Source organism: Synechococcus sp. KORDI-100 (assembly GCF_000737535.1).
GTDB lineage: Bacteria > Cyanobacteriota > Cyanobacteriia > PCC-6307 > Cyanobiaceae > Parasynechococcus.
This window is the reverse complement of record NZ_CP006269.1, coordinates 1,976,877-1,991,167: the sequence shown is the minus strand read 5'-3', so window position 1 is coordinate 1,991,167 and position 14,291 is coordinate 1,976,877. Positions and strand designations below refer to the sequence as shown.

The 14,291-nt window shown below is 58.9% G+C and carries 14 protein-coding genes; 6 read left to right on the top strand and 8 right to left on the bottom strand.

Annotated elements, in window-relative coordinates; genetic code table 11:
• Window positions 1-74 precede the first annotated feature (74 nt).
• From KR100_RS10245 to KR100_RS10235, 3 genes are read left to right on the top strand one after another with little or no spacing between them, the layout of a single operon-like run.
• Entirely contained in the window at window positions 75-329 is a 255-nt protein-coding gene (locus tag KR100_RS10245; protein ID WP_156098033.1) for a hypothetical protein, read from the top strand.
• Window positions 326-685 (top strand): hypothetical protein, encoded by a 360-nt coding sequence (locus tag KR100_RS10240; RefSeq protein WP_038545539.1) that lies wholly within the window; start codon window positions 326-328, stop codon window positions 683-685. Before KR100_RS10245 ends, KR100_RS10240 begins: the two co-directional genes overlap by 4 nt.
• Complete coding sequence (locus tag KR100_RS10235; RefSeq protein ID WP_038545536.1) at window positions 648-1,373, top strand: hypothetical protein; 726 nt, start codon at window positions 648-650, stop codon at window positions 1,371-1,373. Before KR100_RS10240 ends, KR100_RS10235 begins: the two co-directional genes overlap by 38 nt.
• Before the next feature lie 65 nt (window positions 1,374-1,438).
• Here KR100_RS10235 and KR100_RS10230 read toward each other — a convergent pair whose 3' ends face one another.
• From KR100_RS10230 to KR100_RS10200, 7 genes are all read right to left on the bottom strand, one after another.
• The gene (locus KR100_RS10230; protein WP_038545532.1) at window positions 1,439-2,944 is read right to left on the bottom strand and encodes a GMC oxidoreductase; all 1,506 of its coding nucleotides are present in this window, start codon (window positions 2,942-2,944) and stop codon (window positions 1,439-1,441) included.
• A gap of 4 nt (window positions 2,945-2,948) precedes the next feature.
• The gene (locus tag KR100_RS10225; RefSeq protein WP_038545528.1) at window positions 2,949-3,545 is read right to left on the bottom strand and encodes a heme-copper oxidase subunit III; all 597 of its coding nucleotides are present in this window, start codon (window positions 3,543-3,545) and stop codon (window positions 2,949-2,951) included.
• Between the two features lie 4 nt (window positions 3,546-3,549).
• Window positions 3,550-5,238 (bottom strand): cbb3-type cytochrome c oxidase subunit I, encoded by a 1,689-nt coding sequence (locus KR100_RS10220; RefSeq protein ID WP_038545524.1) that lies wholly within the window; start codon window positions 5,236-5,238, stop codon window positions 3,550-3,552.
• A gap of 3 nt (window positions 5,239-5,241) precedes the next feature.
• Window positions 5,242-6,177 carry a cytochrome c oxidase subunit II gene (locus tag KR100_RS10215; RefSeq protein ID WP_038545521.1) on the bottom strand — a complete coding sequence of 312 codons (936 nt, stop codon included), beginning with the start codon at window positions 6,175-6,177 and terminating at the stop codon, window positions 5,242-5,244.
• Window positions 6,174-6,794: a DUF2231 domain-containing protein gene (locus KR100_RS10210; protein WP_038545518.1), complete on the bottom strand. Its 621-nt coding sequence runs from the start codon at window positions 6,792-6,794 to the stop codon at window positions 6,174-6,176. Before KR100_RS10210 ends, KR100_RS10215 begins: the two co-directional genes overlap by 4 nt.
• The gene (locus KR100_RS10205) at window positions 6,791-7,291 is read right to left on the bottom strand and encodes a DUF2231 domain-containing protein (RefSeq protein WP_038545515.1); all 501 of its coding nucleotides are present in this window, start codon (window positions 7,289-7,291) and stop codon (window positions 6,791-6,793) included. Before KR100_RS10205 ends, KR100_RS10210 begins: the two co-directional genes overlap by 4 nt.
• A 125-nt stretch (window positions 7,292-7,416) precedes the next feature.
• Window positions 7,417-8,514 carry a calcium/sodium antiporter gene (locus KR100_RS10200; RefSeq protein WP_038548593.1) on the bottom strand — a complete coding sequence of 366 codons (1,098 nt, stop codon included), beginning with the start codon at window positions 8,512-8,514 and terminating at the stop codon, window positions 7,417-7,419.
• A gap of 94 nt (window positions 8,515-8,608) precedes the next feature.
• Between KR100_RS10200 and KR100_RS10195 the strand changes: the two genes are divergently transcribed.
• Genes KR100_RS10195 through KR100_RS10185 form a run of 3 tightly spaced genes read left to right on the top strand, consistent with a single transcriptional unit; the run spans window position 8,609 to window position 11,608 of the window.
• Window positions 8,609-10,288, top strand: a complete 1,680-nt coding sequence (locus KR100_RS10195) for a SulP family inorganic anion transporter (protein ID WP_038545510.1) — start codon at window positions 8,609-8,611, stop codon at window positions 10,286-10,288.
• On the top strand, window positions 10,281-11,312 hold the full coding sequence (gene pyrC, locus KR100_RS10190; protein ID WP_038545507.1) for a dihydroorotase: 1,032 nt from the start codon (window positions 10,281-10,283) through the stop codon (window positions 11,310-11,312). The genes KR100_RS10195 and pyrC overlap by 8 nt, the downstream gene beginning before the upstream one ends.
• On the top strand, window positions 11,303-11,608 hold the full coding sequence (locus tag KR100_RS10185; RefSeq protein WP_038545504.1) for a thioredoxin family protein: 306 nt from the start codon (window positions 11,303-11,305) through the stop codon (window positions 11,606-11,608). Before pyrC ends, KR100_RS10185 begins: the two co-directional genes overlap by 10 nt.
• On the opposite strand, the gene KR100_RS10180 is transcribed toward KR100_RS10185, so the two are convergent.
• Entirely contained in the window at window positions 11,605-14,259 is a 2,655-nt protein-coding gene (locus tag KR100_RS10180) for a glucosidase (protein ID WP_051847458.1), read from the bottom strand. The two genes, KR100_RS10185 and KR100_RS10180, sit on opposite strands and share 4 nt — an antisense overlap.
• Between the last annotated feature and the right edge of the window lie 32 nt (window positions 14,260-14,291).

The following is a 14,291-nucleotide window of genomic DNA, read 5'->3' as shown; positions in this document are numbered from 1 at the left end:
CGGTCACATTGATCCTGACCACCGCGATTGCGTTGTTCTCGTCATTGCTATCAGAGGTTGTTGTCATTGAATCAATGGCGATCAGCAGCCAAGGGGCTGAGGGATGGTTCCTGGTGCGATCCCCGAGCGGCAGTTGGTTTCTCAACGGTGAGCCAATCGCTGCCAATCGTCTCAATCAGACGCTGACCGGTGACGATCGACCGTCTGGAGGTGTCCGCTTCCTGCCGTCCAGCGGTCGCTCTGCAGAGCAGGTGGCGGTCGATCTGGCCTGGCTGCAGACAATCAGTGCTGTGCCGGTGCATCTGCAGCTCGAGGAGGTTCGTCCATGAACCGGACGGGATCGATGGCATGGTGTGCCGGACTTGCCGCTGTGGCTGTCTCGCAGCTGCTGCTGGTCACGGCTTTGATCGTGCTGCCTCAGTGGCGGGCCCAGCAGTCCGCCCGCCGTGGAATTGTCACGTTCTTCGTGGCAGGGGACAGTTCCATCCGCCTCTGGAACCGCCCGATCGACTCAGCCGTGATGCCCGGTCTGATCAGGCGGGCCGAGCAGCTTGATTCCTGCACCCGCATTCGCCTCGTGCTTTCCCCCGGGGTCCCCTGGGGTGTTGTTCACGACCTTGTGTCGCTTCTCGACGAAACAGCTCTCGATGTTGAGCTTCAACTCCCTGCGGCAGCGCGCTCCTGAGCTGCTCGCCGTTGCCATTCCCCTGGGAATGGCAACGGCGATTCACGGAGTCTGGATCTTGGTGGGAAGCCGTGCTGCTGCAGACCTGAAAGGCTCTGCCCTCGCCGAGGGCGGCGATTTCACCGTGGTCGACAACACGGCCAAGCTGGTGAGAATCACTCGACGTGTCGCCCAGCAGCAGACTCTTGCCTCCGTGGAGTTGGATCTGATCGACACGCTTCCGTCGCCGCCTGGTGATGAGGAGACGGTGGATCTTCCAGATGAGCCTGTGCCGGACTGTCCAGCCGATGCAGCGGCTGAGGGGCCTGTTCAACCCACGCAGAACTCTTCGGCCACGTCGTCGTCGAGCGCCAACCCAACGCAACGGCTGCCGCTTACGGCGCTGACACCAGCTCGCAAGGATCCGGCGCTGCTCGCCTCTGAGGAGCTGGCCCCATCCGCTGCCATCGAGATCAACGCCACGACGATCAAGCGGTTCTGGCAGCAGGCCATGGGAGTGCCGGTGTGGTCCAAGGAGCTAGGACCCAGACGCGAGGAGGTGGAGTTGCGCGAGTTGTCCCTGGAGGACTTCCAGGGACGCGAGGCACAACAACTTCACAAACTCGACGTGACGACAGACACCGCGACCTACCAGCTCAAGGTTCTCGGGGACAGGGTGCTGTTGCTCAAAACGTCCTTGAATCCTTAGGTGTCTCCCCGTTCAAACGGAAACACGTCCAGTTCAGTTGGGCAACGACGCCTGACAGATGCGATCTAGGTCAGTTTTGCGGCAAGGCGCAGGGCGAGGGCGATCACGGTGAGTCCAGGCCCCACACTCGGACAGCTGGGGAAAGCGCTGGCATCGGCCACATAGAGGTTCTCCAGTTCGTGGCAGCGCCCGTCTGAATTCAAAACCGAAGTGGTCGGGTCGTTGCCCATGCGACAGGACCCACATCCAAAGCCCACCACGCTCAATGGCGCCTCCCCTCTTGCATGGGTGGGGGCCTTCAGCACCACCTTGGTCACCGGATCGTTTTCGACCGCCTTGAGGGTGTCGATCCAGCGGTAAACCAAACGGTCGTGGGCTTCCCGGTTGTTGTGGATGTAGTTGATCCGGATCTGGTCGTTGTGCAACCAAATCTTGTTGTGGGGATCCGGCATGACTTCCGTCATTGCCCACCAGGCCACGGAACGTGAGGCCAGACGTTCCAGGCCGAAATCTGGAATCAATTTGCTCACCAGGGAGAGCACGGGGGGGGATTCGGCGAAAAGAGCATCCTGAAGGACCCCACCAGCGGTCTGAATATGGCCAAGCGGGAAGCTGACGTTCTTGTCTCCCCAGTAGTAGTCGTTGATCCCCAGTGAGCGTCCGTAGCGACCGCTGTTGCGCTCGCTGGCCAGCTGCAGAATCGAGGTGAGCTGCAGGTTCATCAGATTGCGCCCCACCTGGTCCGAGCCGTTGCTGATGCCCTTGGGGTGATGTGAGTTCGCCGAGCGCAGCAGGATCACCGGGGTATTGACGGCACCTGCGGCGAGCACCACCACATCACTGCGAAACATCCATGTGTCTCCATCAACCTCCGCCTCCACTCCTTTCACTTCACGACCGGAGGGGTTCACATGAAGGCGCAGCACCCTGGCGTTCTCGCGCAGGTTAAGACGATTGTTGTCGCCGGCTTCGAGGCCGAAGAGTTGAGCATCGCCGCTGGGGTCGTCCTTGTCTTCTGACCAGCTGATCGGGATGTCATAGGGCTGGCATCCCTGTCGCTTCAGGGCGGCGCGAAGCGGCTCCAGAAATGGTTCAAAGGGTTTCGGTTCGGAGGCGTAGGGACCCGCACGGCTCGGTTCTGATGGATCAACACCCGCTTTGCCATGCACGCGATAGAGCTGTTCGGCCTGCTCGTAGTAGGGAGCCAGTTCGTTGTAGTCAAAGGGCCAGGCAGGGGACACGCCCTCCTGCAATGGCACTTCCGTGAAGTCCTTCTCGCGCATGCGCTCAAGCACGGCGCCCCAGATTTTGGTGTTGCCGCCGCGGGCGTACGTGGTCTGCGGGGCGAAGGGATCGCCATCAGGGCCAAACCAGCGTTCGTTTTTGGGGTGGTAGCGGTCCTTGCGAAACAGGTCCACGTCGGCCACGTTTTGATCTTCGAGAGCCATGGCCCCGCCACGCTCAAGCACGAGGACGTTCTTGCCTGCCCTGCTCAGGGCACCGGCGAGGGTCCCGCCGCCTGCACCGCTGCCGATGACAATGACGTCGTAATGATGGTCGTCGATGATCATGGGATTACTGCCAGACGTAGATGAGGAGGAAGAGGATGATCCAGATCACATCGACGAAATGCCAGAACAGGCTCACTGAAGCGACGCCCATCTCTCCCTTGTCGTAATTGCCTGGACGGAAGGAGCGCGCCAGCATCAGACCCATCAGCAGGATGCCGGTGATCACATGCAAGCCGTGAAAGCCCGTGAGCAGATAGAACAATCCCCCGAAGACGCCGCTGCTGAGGCTGAAGCTGAGTTCTGACCATTCGACGTATTGCCCGTAGACGAAGTACGACCCCATCGCCATGGTGAGCAGCCAGACCGCCCGGAATCCCCAGAGGTTGCGATGGTGTAGGTAGCGCTCGGCAACGTACGCCACGAAGCTGGAACTCACCAGAATCACGGTGTTGATCAGTGGCGTGCGTACCTCCAAGCCGTCGACGCCGTCGGGAAGCCACTGGGGTGCAGTGAGTTTGAGCACGGCATAGCCAGCGAAGAACGCCAGGAAAATGACGCTTTCCGAGCAGAGGAAGATCACGAAACCGGTCATGTTGTGACCGTCGTGCTTCACATGGCCAGGGGTGTGATTGAGCGGAAGCTCCGGGTTGATGCTGGTCATCGGGTCAGGCCTCCTGGGAGCGGCGGATGTAGAACTTCTCGTCGTCGACGAGAGGGTGGCCCAGGCCGTAGCCGTAGGGCTCGCTGATCACGGTGGGGATGTCGTCCTCGAAGTTCTCAGCCGGAGGCGGTGAGGGCAGCAGCCACTCCAGGCCGATGGCCCGCCAGGGATTGGGGGGAGCCTTCGGACCCCGTGCCCATGAGCTCACCATGTTGAGGATGAAGGGGATCGAAGCGACGCCGAGCATGAAGGCGCCGATGCTGCCCAGAACGTTCCAGATGGCGAATTCAGGGTCGTAAGACGCCACCCGTCGCGGCATCCCGAGCAATCCGGCCCAGTGAATCGGGAGCCAGTTGAGTGTGGCGCCGATGAAGGTGAGCGCGAAATGCACCTTGCCGAGGCCTTCGTAGTACATCCGGCCAGTGAATTTGGGGAACCAGTGGTAGATGCCGGCGAAGACCCCAAATCCGATCGTGTTGAAGATCACGTAGTGGAAGTGAGCCACAACGAAGGCGGTGTTGCCGACGTGAATGTCGATGGGCACCGTGGCCAGCATCACACCTGTGATGCCGGCGAAAATGAAGTTGAACAGGCCTCCGAGGCAGAACAGCATCGGCGTGTTCAGGCGAAGGTTGCCCCTCCAGAGTGTGCCCAGCCAGGCGAAAACCTTCACCCCGGTGGGAACGGCGATCAACATCGTGGTGAACATGAAGATATGGCGCATCCAGTTCGGCGTGCCTGTGTAGAACATGTGGTGCGCCCACACGATCAGGCTGAGGAAGGTGATGCCGAAGGAGGCAATCGCCACAAAGCGGTAGCCAAATAGAGGCTTGCGGGCATACACCGGGAACAGTTCGGAAAAGATGCCGAACACCGGCAGCACCAGCACGTACACGGCCGGATGGGAATAGAACCAGAAGAAGTGCTGGAAGAGCACTGGATCTCCTCCTCCTTCAGGCCGGAAAAAGCTGGTGCCGAAGCTGAGGTCAAACAGCAGCATCACGGCACCACCGGTGAGAGCTGGCAGGCCGACCAGCTGGATGGTCTGGGCAGCCCAGGCGGTCCAGACGAACACCGGCATCTTGAAAAAACCCATCCCTGGGGCTCGCATTCGGATGATCGTCGTCACAAAGTTGACGGCACCCATGATCGAGGAGATGCCAGACAACGCCACCGCCAGGATCCAGAGGAACTCTCCATTGATGAAGTGCCCCAGAGGGTTCTGCAGGCTCATCGGCGGATAGGACCACCATCCCGAGGAGGCCGGACCGCCGGGAGCGAAGAAGCTGCCCATCAGCACAGTCGCAAACACCGGAACCAACCAGAAGGCTGCAGCGTTGAGCTTTGGAAACGCCATGTCCGGTGCGCCGATCATCGTCGGGATCAACAGATTGTTGAAGCCGTTGAGGATCGGGAACAGAAACAGGAACAGCATCACCGTTCCATGCATCGTGTAGAGGCCGTTGTAGACACTTGGGTCCACCAGATCGGCAGGCGGTGTAATCAGCTCACCGCGCACAATCATGGCCAGCAGACCTCCCACCAGCAGGAAGAACAGCGAGGTGGCGATGTACTGGATGCCAATCACCTTGGCATCGGTGTTGAAGCTGAAGAAGCGCTTCCAGTTGTCAGGCGCACCGGGCACCGGATGGGGCGCCTTGAGGACGCGGGGGTCGTAGTTGGTGGTGGTCATGGCTCAGGCGTCGTGGGGGATGGAGGGATCGCCGGGGTCGTTCACCATCGGGGCTGGTGCCGGTGGAACCGTGGCCCATCCCTTGTCACCGCTCGCGATGCGGCGGTCATAGAGCGCTCTGCCTGGATCGAGACCGGGCTGCAGCGGTCGCTTTGCGGTTGTCTTCAGCCAATCGCTGTAGGCCTGATCGGATTCAACGATCACATCGGTCTGGTTCTGGGAGAAATAGGCGCCGCTGAACATGGCGTCCCGCAACCGAAATCGCCCTTCTTTCGTTGGCGTGAGGCTGTAGGAAATGACGCTGCCGGGGATGATGTCCTGCTTGAGCCGGAATGCCGGTACGAAGAAACTGTGCAGAACGTCTTCTGATGTGAGCCGGAAGTTGACCCGCTGATCGACGGGGAGATGCAGTTCCGAGCTGCGGACTCCATTGGGGTAGATGAATTCCCAGCTCCATTGCCGTGCAATCACATCAATCGGTCCCACGTCGGCAATGGGATCGCTCTCCACTAGCGCGGTGGGATCGGTGCCGATGACGTATTTGTGCTTCGGACCGAGGTTCTGAAGCTTCATATTGACGTTCATCGTGTAAGTGGCGATCACAAAGACCGTCACCAGGGGGATGATTGTCCAGATGATTTCGAGCTTGGTGTTGCCTTCGATCGGAGCACCGTCGCTTTCGTCATATTTGTCCGCGCGGTTGAACAACAGCACCCAGCCCATCACGCCGGTGCAGCCGAAGAAAATGAAGGAGCCGATTCCCGTCTCCAGAGCGAACAGATCGTCAACGAAGGGCGCAGCAGTGGAGGCTTGAGGTGGGAACCAGCTGTAGGACCAGGTCGCCATCAACTTGGCGATCACCAGGTTGATCGCCACGGCCATCGCGATGATCACAATGGCACCGATGTTCGGTCCTGATTTGGGAGCAGTCGTCGTCATGGCAGCACCTCATTCAGATCAGCACCGGCAGCCAGAAGCTGGTCAGCGGTGATGTGGACGCCGAAATCGCTGGCCAGCCAGGCTCCGAGGCTGCCGTGCAGCCCCATCAACACAAGCATCGAGGCTCCTGCCAGGAGATAGAGCCAGGTGACCTGGCGACCCAGGTCCTTCCGCCAGACAAACCGTTGATAGCCGCGCCAGACGGTCATGGCGACGATCACCAGCAGAATGGCAACACCGCCTATGGCGTGCCAGAGCATGGTGTCGATGGCGGTTTGGCCGATGATGCTGCGGATGCCGGGCAGCGGCACCGCCAGCAACATTTCATAGAAACCGGCGGCCACGGTGAAGAAGGTGATGCCGCTGCAGGCCACCAGGTTGTACCAGCCCACATCGTGGAAGCCGCTTCGGGTGACCGGCAGAGCGAGGAAGCGGAAGACCCGCTTCTCGAGGGGGTAGAACGCGCCGGCGAAGTCAAAGGCGATGCCGATCGCGAATAGGCCAATCGTCAGATGCACCAGATTCGGGTGCAGAGGGATGGCGTAGGGAAGATCGTTGGCACCCAGTGAGTCGCTGATCTCGTTGATCGGCGAGCTGATTGAGGCGATCAGGCTCACGACAGCACCCCTTCTCGAATCGCATCAACCACGGGCACGGTGTGCAAGCCGTACACCCACACCAGCTTGTCTCCCAGGTAGACCTGGGCGAAGACAAGACCTGCCAGCACGAAGTCGACCGCCAGAAATCCTTTCGGCAGCATTGTTGGATCTTTCTGACGAGCGACATAACGCCATCCGGTCAGCAACGCCAGGACGCCGGCCAGGGACCAGCCGATGGTGCTGTGGTAGTTGAGGATGTCCCTCGAAGCCCCATAGGGATTGGCGAGGCCGGCTTCGACCTGGCCAAAGATGATGGCCACGAAGATGGCCACGGTGGCAACGATCAGATTCCAGAAGCTGACCTCGAACAGATTCTTCTTTCCCGTGACGACTCCGATCACGTCGAACACAACGGTGATCAGCGCCATGGAGATCACAAAGTGAACGACGATCGGATGAATGACGTCGAGCCAGGGAAGATTCTTGTCGTTAAGGGGAGGAAGCAGCTCGAGCATCGGCAAGCCGAGCGACGCCCTCAAAGCATGGACATTAAAGATCGAGTGGTCAGCCCCTCATGTGTAAATACAACTTGATTTTTTTGGGCCGATACACAAGCCGGTGATCGGCATTACGTGTGGCTTCAGCCCGCTTTTTTGAGCCGCAGGTGAATCACCACCTGGGTGATGATCACGGCCAGAAAGATGGGAAGCACAAGACAAAGTGCTGCCAACCGAAATTCCTCCTGCCAGGACGCCAGGGAAGTTCGGGGCAGAACGTTATCGGTGAGATAAACGGCGTAGCCCGTGAGCAGAATCGCGCCCTCAATCCGCGAAATGCTGCGCCGAGACCAGAAGATCGGCAGGCAGACCAGAGTGGCGATCATCATCACCGGCAGGTCCTCCGTGATCAGCTCACCGGTGACCTGCAGCCCTGCCTGACCGCTGATGGCTGCACAGCCCCCGAGCACCATCAACAGATTCAGCAGGCAGCTGCCGACCACGTTGCCGACGGCAAGGTCGGTCCGCCCCTTCATGGTGGCAACCACTGATGTGATCAGTTCGGGCGTTGACGTTCCCGTCGCCACGATGGTCAAACCGATCACGGCGGTGGGAACGTTCAGATAAGCCGCCGCTGCACTGGCTCCGCTCACCAGTGTTCGGGAGCCGAGAACGAGCAGCGTGATGCCAGCTGCCAACTGGATCATGGCGATCACAAGGGCCCGTCCTCGTCCGGTTGTCGCTGGCAGCGGCGTGTCCGCCTCCTGATCCTCATCGTGGTGGACTTCCTGGGCTGTACGGATCTCCCAGACGGTGTTGATCAGCAGTCCGATCAAAAGGGCCACACCGGCCTGCCAGGTCATCCGTCCCGCCGAGGCCATGCCCCAGGCTGCCGATGAGATGGCCAGAAGGACCGGTACGTCTCTGCGTACAAGGCGGTTCTCGACGCGAAGTGGCAACACCAGTGCCGAACAGCCCAGCACGACAAGGATGTTGAAAATGTTGCTCCCCACTACGTTGCTGACGGCCAGATCATCGGAGTTCTGGAGGATCGAGCTGACGCTCACGAACAGCTCCGGAGCGCTGGTGCCGAAGGCCACAACCGTGAGGCCGATCACCAGCTGGGGAATTCGGCAGAGCGTGGCCAGCGTGACGGCCCCTTTGACGAACTGGTCTCCTCCGAGGAACAGCAGCAGGATGCCTCCAATCACCTCAATGGTGTACTGGAGAAATTGCGGCACCTCGGGCATCCGGTTTCTCGAGGGATAGCTGGCCTGATTCTGCTCTGCCGGGAAAGCGACCTAAGGTTCACGCTCCCGAGTCACTGGTCCACTCTTGCTGAACCGCATCAACGCCACCAACATCCGCGGTGACGTCTTTGGCGGCCTGACAGCGGCAGTGATCGCTCTGCCGATGGCTCTTGCCTTCGGCATCGCCGTGGGCAACGCATTAGGGGCTCCGGAAGTTGGTGCCGCGGCAGGACTGTGGGGGGCCGTGATCATCGGCCTCGTCGCGTCCCTTTTCGGAGGTACCCCCACCTTGATTTCCGAACCCACCGGCCCGATGACGGTGGTGTTCACCTCGGTGGTGATCAGTTTCGCCAGCACGGCTGAGAGTCCGGAAAAAGCCCTTGCCATGGCCTTCACCGTGGGGGTGCTGGCCGGCATTTTCCAGATTCTGTTCGGCCTGTTTCGACTGGGCCGCTACATCACGATGATGCCGTACACGGTGATCTCGGGCTTCATGTCCGGCATCGGCATCATTCTCGTCCTGCTGCAGCTGGCCCCGTTCCTCGGTCAGGACCCGAAAGGTGGCGTGATCGGCACGCTGAGCCAGTTGCCTGCTCTGATCCAGGGCACGCGGCCGATGGAGCTGCTGCTGGCCGTGATCACCCTGGCCATCCTCTGGTTTACCCCTTCCAGCCTGAAGAAGTTCTGCCCGCCGCAGTTGCTGGCCCTTCTGGTGGGAACACTTCTTGCAGTCACAGCGTTTCAGGGCGCCGGCCTCCGCACGATTCCTGAATTTTCTGCGGAGTTTCCAACCCCCAGCCTTCCGGATTTCTCGGGAGGTCAGATTCGGATGATGGTGGTGAACGCCGCCGTGCTGGGCATGCTCGGTTGCATTGATGCCCTGCTCACATCCGTTGTCGCCGACAGCCTGACGCGAACGGAGCACGACTCCAACAAGGAGCTCATCGGTCAGGGCCTGGCCAATGTCGCTTCCGGTCTGTTTGGAGCTCTGCCTGGGGCCGGAGCCACGATGGGAACGGTGGTCAATATTCAGGCGGGAGGTCGCACGGCTCTTTCGGGCGTGGTGAGGGCCATGGTGCTGATGCTGGTGGTGCTTCTGGCGTCGCCGTTTGCCTCACGGATCCCCCTTGCCGTTTTGGCAGGGATCGCCCTCAAGGTTGGTATTGACATCATCGACTGGGAATTCCTGAAGCGGGCTCATCACCTCTCTCTCAAAGCAGCGGTGATCACCTATGGCGTGATTCTGCTGACGGTGCTTGTGGATCTGATCACCGCGGTGGGAATCGGGGTTTTCGTGGCCAACGTGCTCACCATTGATCGGATGAGTGCACTGCAGTCGAGGCGCGTCAAGACGATCAGCACCACGGATGATGATGTGGAGCTCAGTTCAGAAGAGCAGTCGCTTCTGGATCAGGCGGCGGGCAGGGTGTTGCTGTTCCAGCTGGCTGGCCCGATGATTTTCGGGGTGGCCAAGGCCATCTCCCGTGAACACAACGCCATCGGCAACTGTCAGGCGGTGGTGTTCGACCTCTCGGAGGTGTCTCACCTTGGTGTCACCGCGGCCATCGCCCTGGAGAATGCAGTGAAGGAAGCGATTGAGGTGGGACGTCAGGTGTTCATGGTGGGAGCGACGGGAAGCACCGAAAACAGACTTCGCAAGCTCAAGCTCCTGGATCGTCTGCCGGCGGAGAACATCACCGCCGATCGCCTGCAGGCCATCAGCCTGGCGGTGGGTTCCCTGCCGTCAGCAGCCCGGAATGCCTGACCGACTCACGCTGATCGCTCCCGACGACTGGCACGTTCACCTGAGGGATGGGGCGATGCTGGAAAAGATCGTGGCTCACACCGCCCGCAGCTTTCGTCGGGCGATTGTGATGCCAAACCTGAAGCCGCCCGTGACCACCACAGCTGCGGCAGAGGCTTACCGGGAGCGGATTCGATCAGCCTGCCCAGCCGATCTGGACTTTGAGCCCCTGATGACGGCGTACCTCACTGATTCCACTGATCCTGCTGATCTGGAACAGGGATTTCGCAGGGGCGTCTTCACGGCGGCAAAGCTCTATCCCGCCAATGCCACAACGAATTCCGCGGCTGGCGTCACCGACCTGCAGAGGATCAACGGCGTTCTGTCCTGCATGCAGCGCATCGGCATGCCACTGCTGATTCATGGTGAGCTCACCGATCCAACGGTAGATGTGTTTGACCGAGAGGCGGGTTTCATCGACCAGCATCTCAAGCCACTGTTGAAGCGATTTCCTGATCTGCGGGTGGTTTTTGAACACATCACCACAGAAGAGGCGGTTGAGATTGTGATGTCAACGGACTCCAATCTGGCGGCCACCATCACGCCCCACCATCTCCACATCAATCGGAATGCCATGTTCGCTGGCGGCCTGAGAAGTGACTTCTACTGTCTTCCAGTGGCCAAGAGGGAACGTCATCGGCTTGCCCTGCGCCACGCCGCCACCAGCGGAGATCCCAGATTTTTTCTGGGGACTGATTCGGCGCCGCATTCGCGGCAATCGAAGGAGACCTCCTGCGGTTGCGCCGGGATCTTCAATGCTCCCTACGCACTGGAAAGCTATGCGCAAGTGTTTGAGCAGGAGGGAGCACTGGCGCACCTTGAGGGATTCGCCAGTCGCTACGGGCCCGCGTTCTATCGCCTGCCGTTGAACACCCGGACGATCACGCTGGAACGCGTTGATCAATTGATTCCCGAACTTGTGGATGGCCTGGTGCCCTTCCATGCTGGAGAAATCCTTCCCTGGAAACTGTCCCCATGCACCTGATCAAGTTCAGCTCCGAGGACTGCGGTACGTGTCACCGCATGAGTCACTACGACGGCAAGGTGGCTGAAGAACTGGGTTGCGACTTCGTTTCCGTCATGCTCCAGGACACGGAGGCCTACCGCAAATACAGGAAAATTCTTCTGGCCCAGTATCCGAACAAGGAAGGAATGGGCTGGCCCACCTATCTGCTGGTGACAGACCCCGAGGGAGACTTTGCCATTCACGGGGAAATGAAGGGGGGGATGCAGAAGGGAGAGTTCCGAGAACGGCTCAGCGAGCTACTGCCAGCCAGCTAGGAATATCGATTGAGCTGGGTAATCATCTTGGAGACAATGGCCGTCCATCCGGTTTGATGGCTGGCGCCCAGACCTCTGCCATTGTCTCCATGAAAATATTCATTGAAGCGAATCAGATCTCTCCAGTGAGGATCGTCGTCGAAATACGAAATCGAACCATTAAATGGTCTCGCATCGGCCTGATTTCGCCTGAAAAGATTGATCAGCCGCTCTTCAAGCCTTAGGGAGATTTCCCATAAATTCAGCCAATGCCCAGAACCGGTTGGGAACTCCATTTTCAAGTCGTCGCCGAAGTAGTGCGCGTATTTCTGCAGGGCTTCAATGATCAGGTAATTGATCGGGAGCCAAACGGGGCCTCGCCAATTGGAATTGCCTCCAAACATGGGCACAGGACTATCTGCCGGGCTGTAATTGATTGTTCCTTCTTCGTCACCTTCGCGGTAGGTGTATGGATTCTCTTCGTAGTGTTTTGATAATCCTCTGATCCCATAGGGGGACAGGAATTCTTGTTCATCAAAGACACGCCTGAGAATTCTTACGAGACGACTTTTCGGGACCAAAGAGTAAAGGATTCGGTCTTGATGCCATTCACCGAGATAGTCGAGCTCTGGGAAGGGCTCACCACGATCAATCGCCCGTTGTTTCAGCAGTGGTTGAATGTCGAGCATTGGAAACTGTTGCACCGTTTCTCGATCAAACGATGCCACGGCTAGTAAGGGGATCAGTCCCGCAAGAGATCGCGTTCTGAGATAGTCAGCACTGCCATCCAATCGGTAAAGCACGTCATAATAGAAGCCATCTTGTTCATCCCAGCACACATAATTTCGCCCGTCATCGGAATTCAGAGCATAGGCAAGTTTCCAGAAATCCTTGATGAAGCGCCCAATTGAATCGCTGTAACCCCTCTCTTCGCGGCCAATCTCAACGACGATTTCCAACATGTTGAGGCTGTACATTCCCATCCAGGATGTGCCATCAGGCTGCTCAATCGTGCTGCCGTCTTGCAGAGGTCTTGATCGGTCAAAGATCGCAATGTTGTCGAGACCGAGAAAGCCACCATCGAACATGCTGTCTTTATTCAGGTCGGTTCGATTGGCCCACCAGCCGTAATCAAGCAGCAATTTGCGGTAATCAGACGCCAGATTGTCCAGACAGGCTGTTGTTTCCCTCTTTTTCTCAATCTGATGGATTCTCAGTGTTGCCCATGCTCCGATTGGAGGGTTTGGATCTGAGAGGGACCATTCATAGGCCGGGGATTGTCCGTTCGTTGCCGTGTAGTTGTAAGTCCTGAGAATGCCTGCCTGGCGCCTTGCTTCGTGAGGGTCGTATTCCGCAAAGGCGACTGCATGAAACATCAGATCCCACTGGCAGAAATAGGGATATTCCCAGGCATCCGGCATGGAGATGATGTCGCTGGCTTTCATGCTCCGCCAGTAGGACTGTTCGGTCTGCCAGCGTTCGGCGGGTGGCTTTGGTCCCGTGGTGTCTCCAACAAGCCAACGATGAACGAACCAGTTGTAAAACTGACGGCCCCAGTAGAGGCCAGCGCCGGCGGCGGCGTGGATCCGACGTTCATCCTCGCCAAGCCCAGGTGCCACCCAGTGAAGGAACTCCTGCCACTCGGTCTGACGCTGCTCGAGGATCTGATCGAAGTGCCGCTGGCCAAAGCGTTCCGTGGGCTTCTCGCGATCTGATCGTTGGAGTCGCAGGTCCACTGTCCAGATCTTGCCGCTTTCAATCAGCTGCTCGAGATGGAACGCGCTTTTGCTCCCGATCTGTTGAGGATTGATGGCGTCCTTGTCACCGTCGATGAGATACCGGTGGAAGGCGTCTTTGACGTAAGGCGATTGCAGAGCCTGGTTGTACAGCGACTGCGTATTGGTTTCATTGTCTGTGAACCAGAGATCAGCGCTGTCCCGGCAGCGGAGTTCGTAGGCAGGTAGCGAAGAGATCGGTGGTGTGACGACGGCTCCATCCTGGTGATGCATGGTGCGTTTCGACTCCCCTTCGGTGCCCCAGCTCCAGGTGTTTCGCAGCCACAGCTGAGGCAGCAGATGGAGCGTTGCCGGTTCGGGTCCTCGATTGGTCGCTGTCACCCTGATCAGGATGTCTTCGGGATCGGCTTTGGCGTATTCAATGGCGACGTCGAAGTAGCGATTCTCTTTGAAGATGCCTGTGTCGACGAGCTCGAATTCCGGTTGAGAACGATCTCTCTGCCTGTTTTCCTCGCGAAGCGTTTCGTAGGGAAAGCGGCGCTGGGGATATTTGTAAAGCGCTTTGGCATAACTGCCGGTGGGCGTCCCGGCCAGGTGAAACATGTAGTCCTTGAGATCTTCGCCGTGATTGCCTTCCGGATTGCTTAGGCCGAAGAGTCGCTCCTTGAGGATGGCATCCTCGCCATTCCAGAGGGCCATCGCAAAGCAGATCAGCCCCTGTGTATCGCAAAGCCCGAGCAGACCGTCCTCGCCCCAGCGATAGGTCCTTTGGTGGCTGTGATCAAAGGGGAAATGATTCCAGGCGTCGCCGTCATGGGAATAGTCCTCCCGCACCGTTCCCCACTGACGTTCAGCGAGATAGGTTCCCCAAAGATCCCAGTTGCATTCACCAGCGTCACGTTGTCTGCGACGTTGAATTTCAGCCGGTTCTGCCATCCCCAAACTGGCCACATTCACAAGTTAGTCAG

Coding starts and splice junctions, on each gene's coding strand:
- KR100_RS10220 (WP_038545524.1), bottom strand. CDS start 5,238: ATGACCACCACCAACTACGACCCCCGCGTCCTCAAGGCGCCCCATCCG.
- KR100_RS10205 (WP_038545515.1), bottom strand. CDS start 7,291: ATGCTCGAGCTGCTTCCTCCCCTTAACGACAAGAATCTTCCCTGGCTC.
- KR100_RS10245 (WP_156098033.1), top strand. CDS start 75: ATGGCGATCAGCAGCCAAGGGGCTGAGGGATGGTTCCTGGTGCGATCC.
- KR100_RS10225 (WP_038545528.1), bottom strand. CDS start 3,545: ATGACCAGCATCAACCCGGAGCTTCCGCTCAATCACACCCCTGGCCAT.
- KR100_RS10215 (WP_038545521.1), bottom strand. CDS start 6,177: ATGACGACGACTGCTCCCAAATCAGGACCGAACATCGGTGCCATTGTG.
- KR100_RS10240 (WP_038545539.1), top strand. CDS start 326: ATGAACCGGACGGGATCGATGGCATGGTGTGCCGGACTTGCCGCTGTG.
- KR100_RS10230 (WP_038545532.1), bottom strand. CDS start 2,944: ATGATCATCGACGACCATCATTACGACGTCATTGTCATCGGCAGCGGT.
- pyrC (WP_038545507.1), top strand. CDS start 10,281: ATGCCTGACCGACTCACGCTGATCGCTCCCGACGACTGGCACGTTCAC.
- KR100_RS10180 (WP_051847458.1), bottom strand. CDS start 14,259: ATGGCAGAACCGGCTGAAATTCAACGTCGCAGACAACGTGACGCTGGT.
- KR100_RS10185 (WP_038545504.1), top strand. CDS start 11,303: ATGCACCTGATCAAGTTCAGCTCCGAGGACTGCGGTACGTGTCACCGC.
- KR100_RS10235 (WP_038545536.1), top strand. CDS start 648: ATGTTGAGCTTCAACTCCCTGCGGCAGCGCGCTCCTGAGCTGCTCGCC.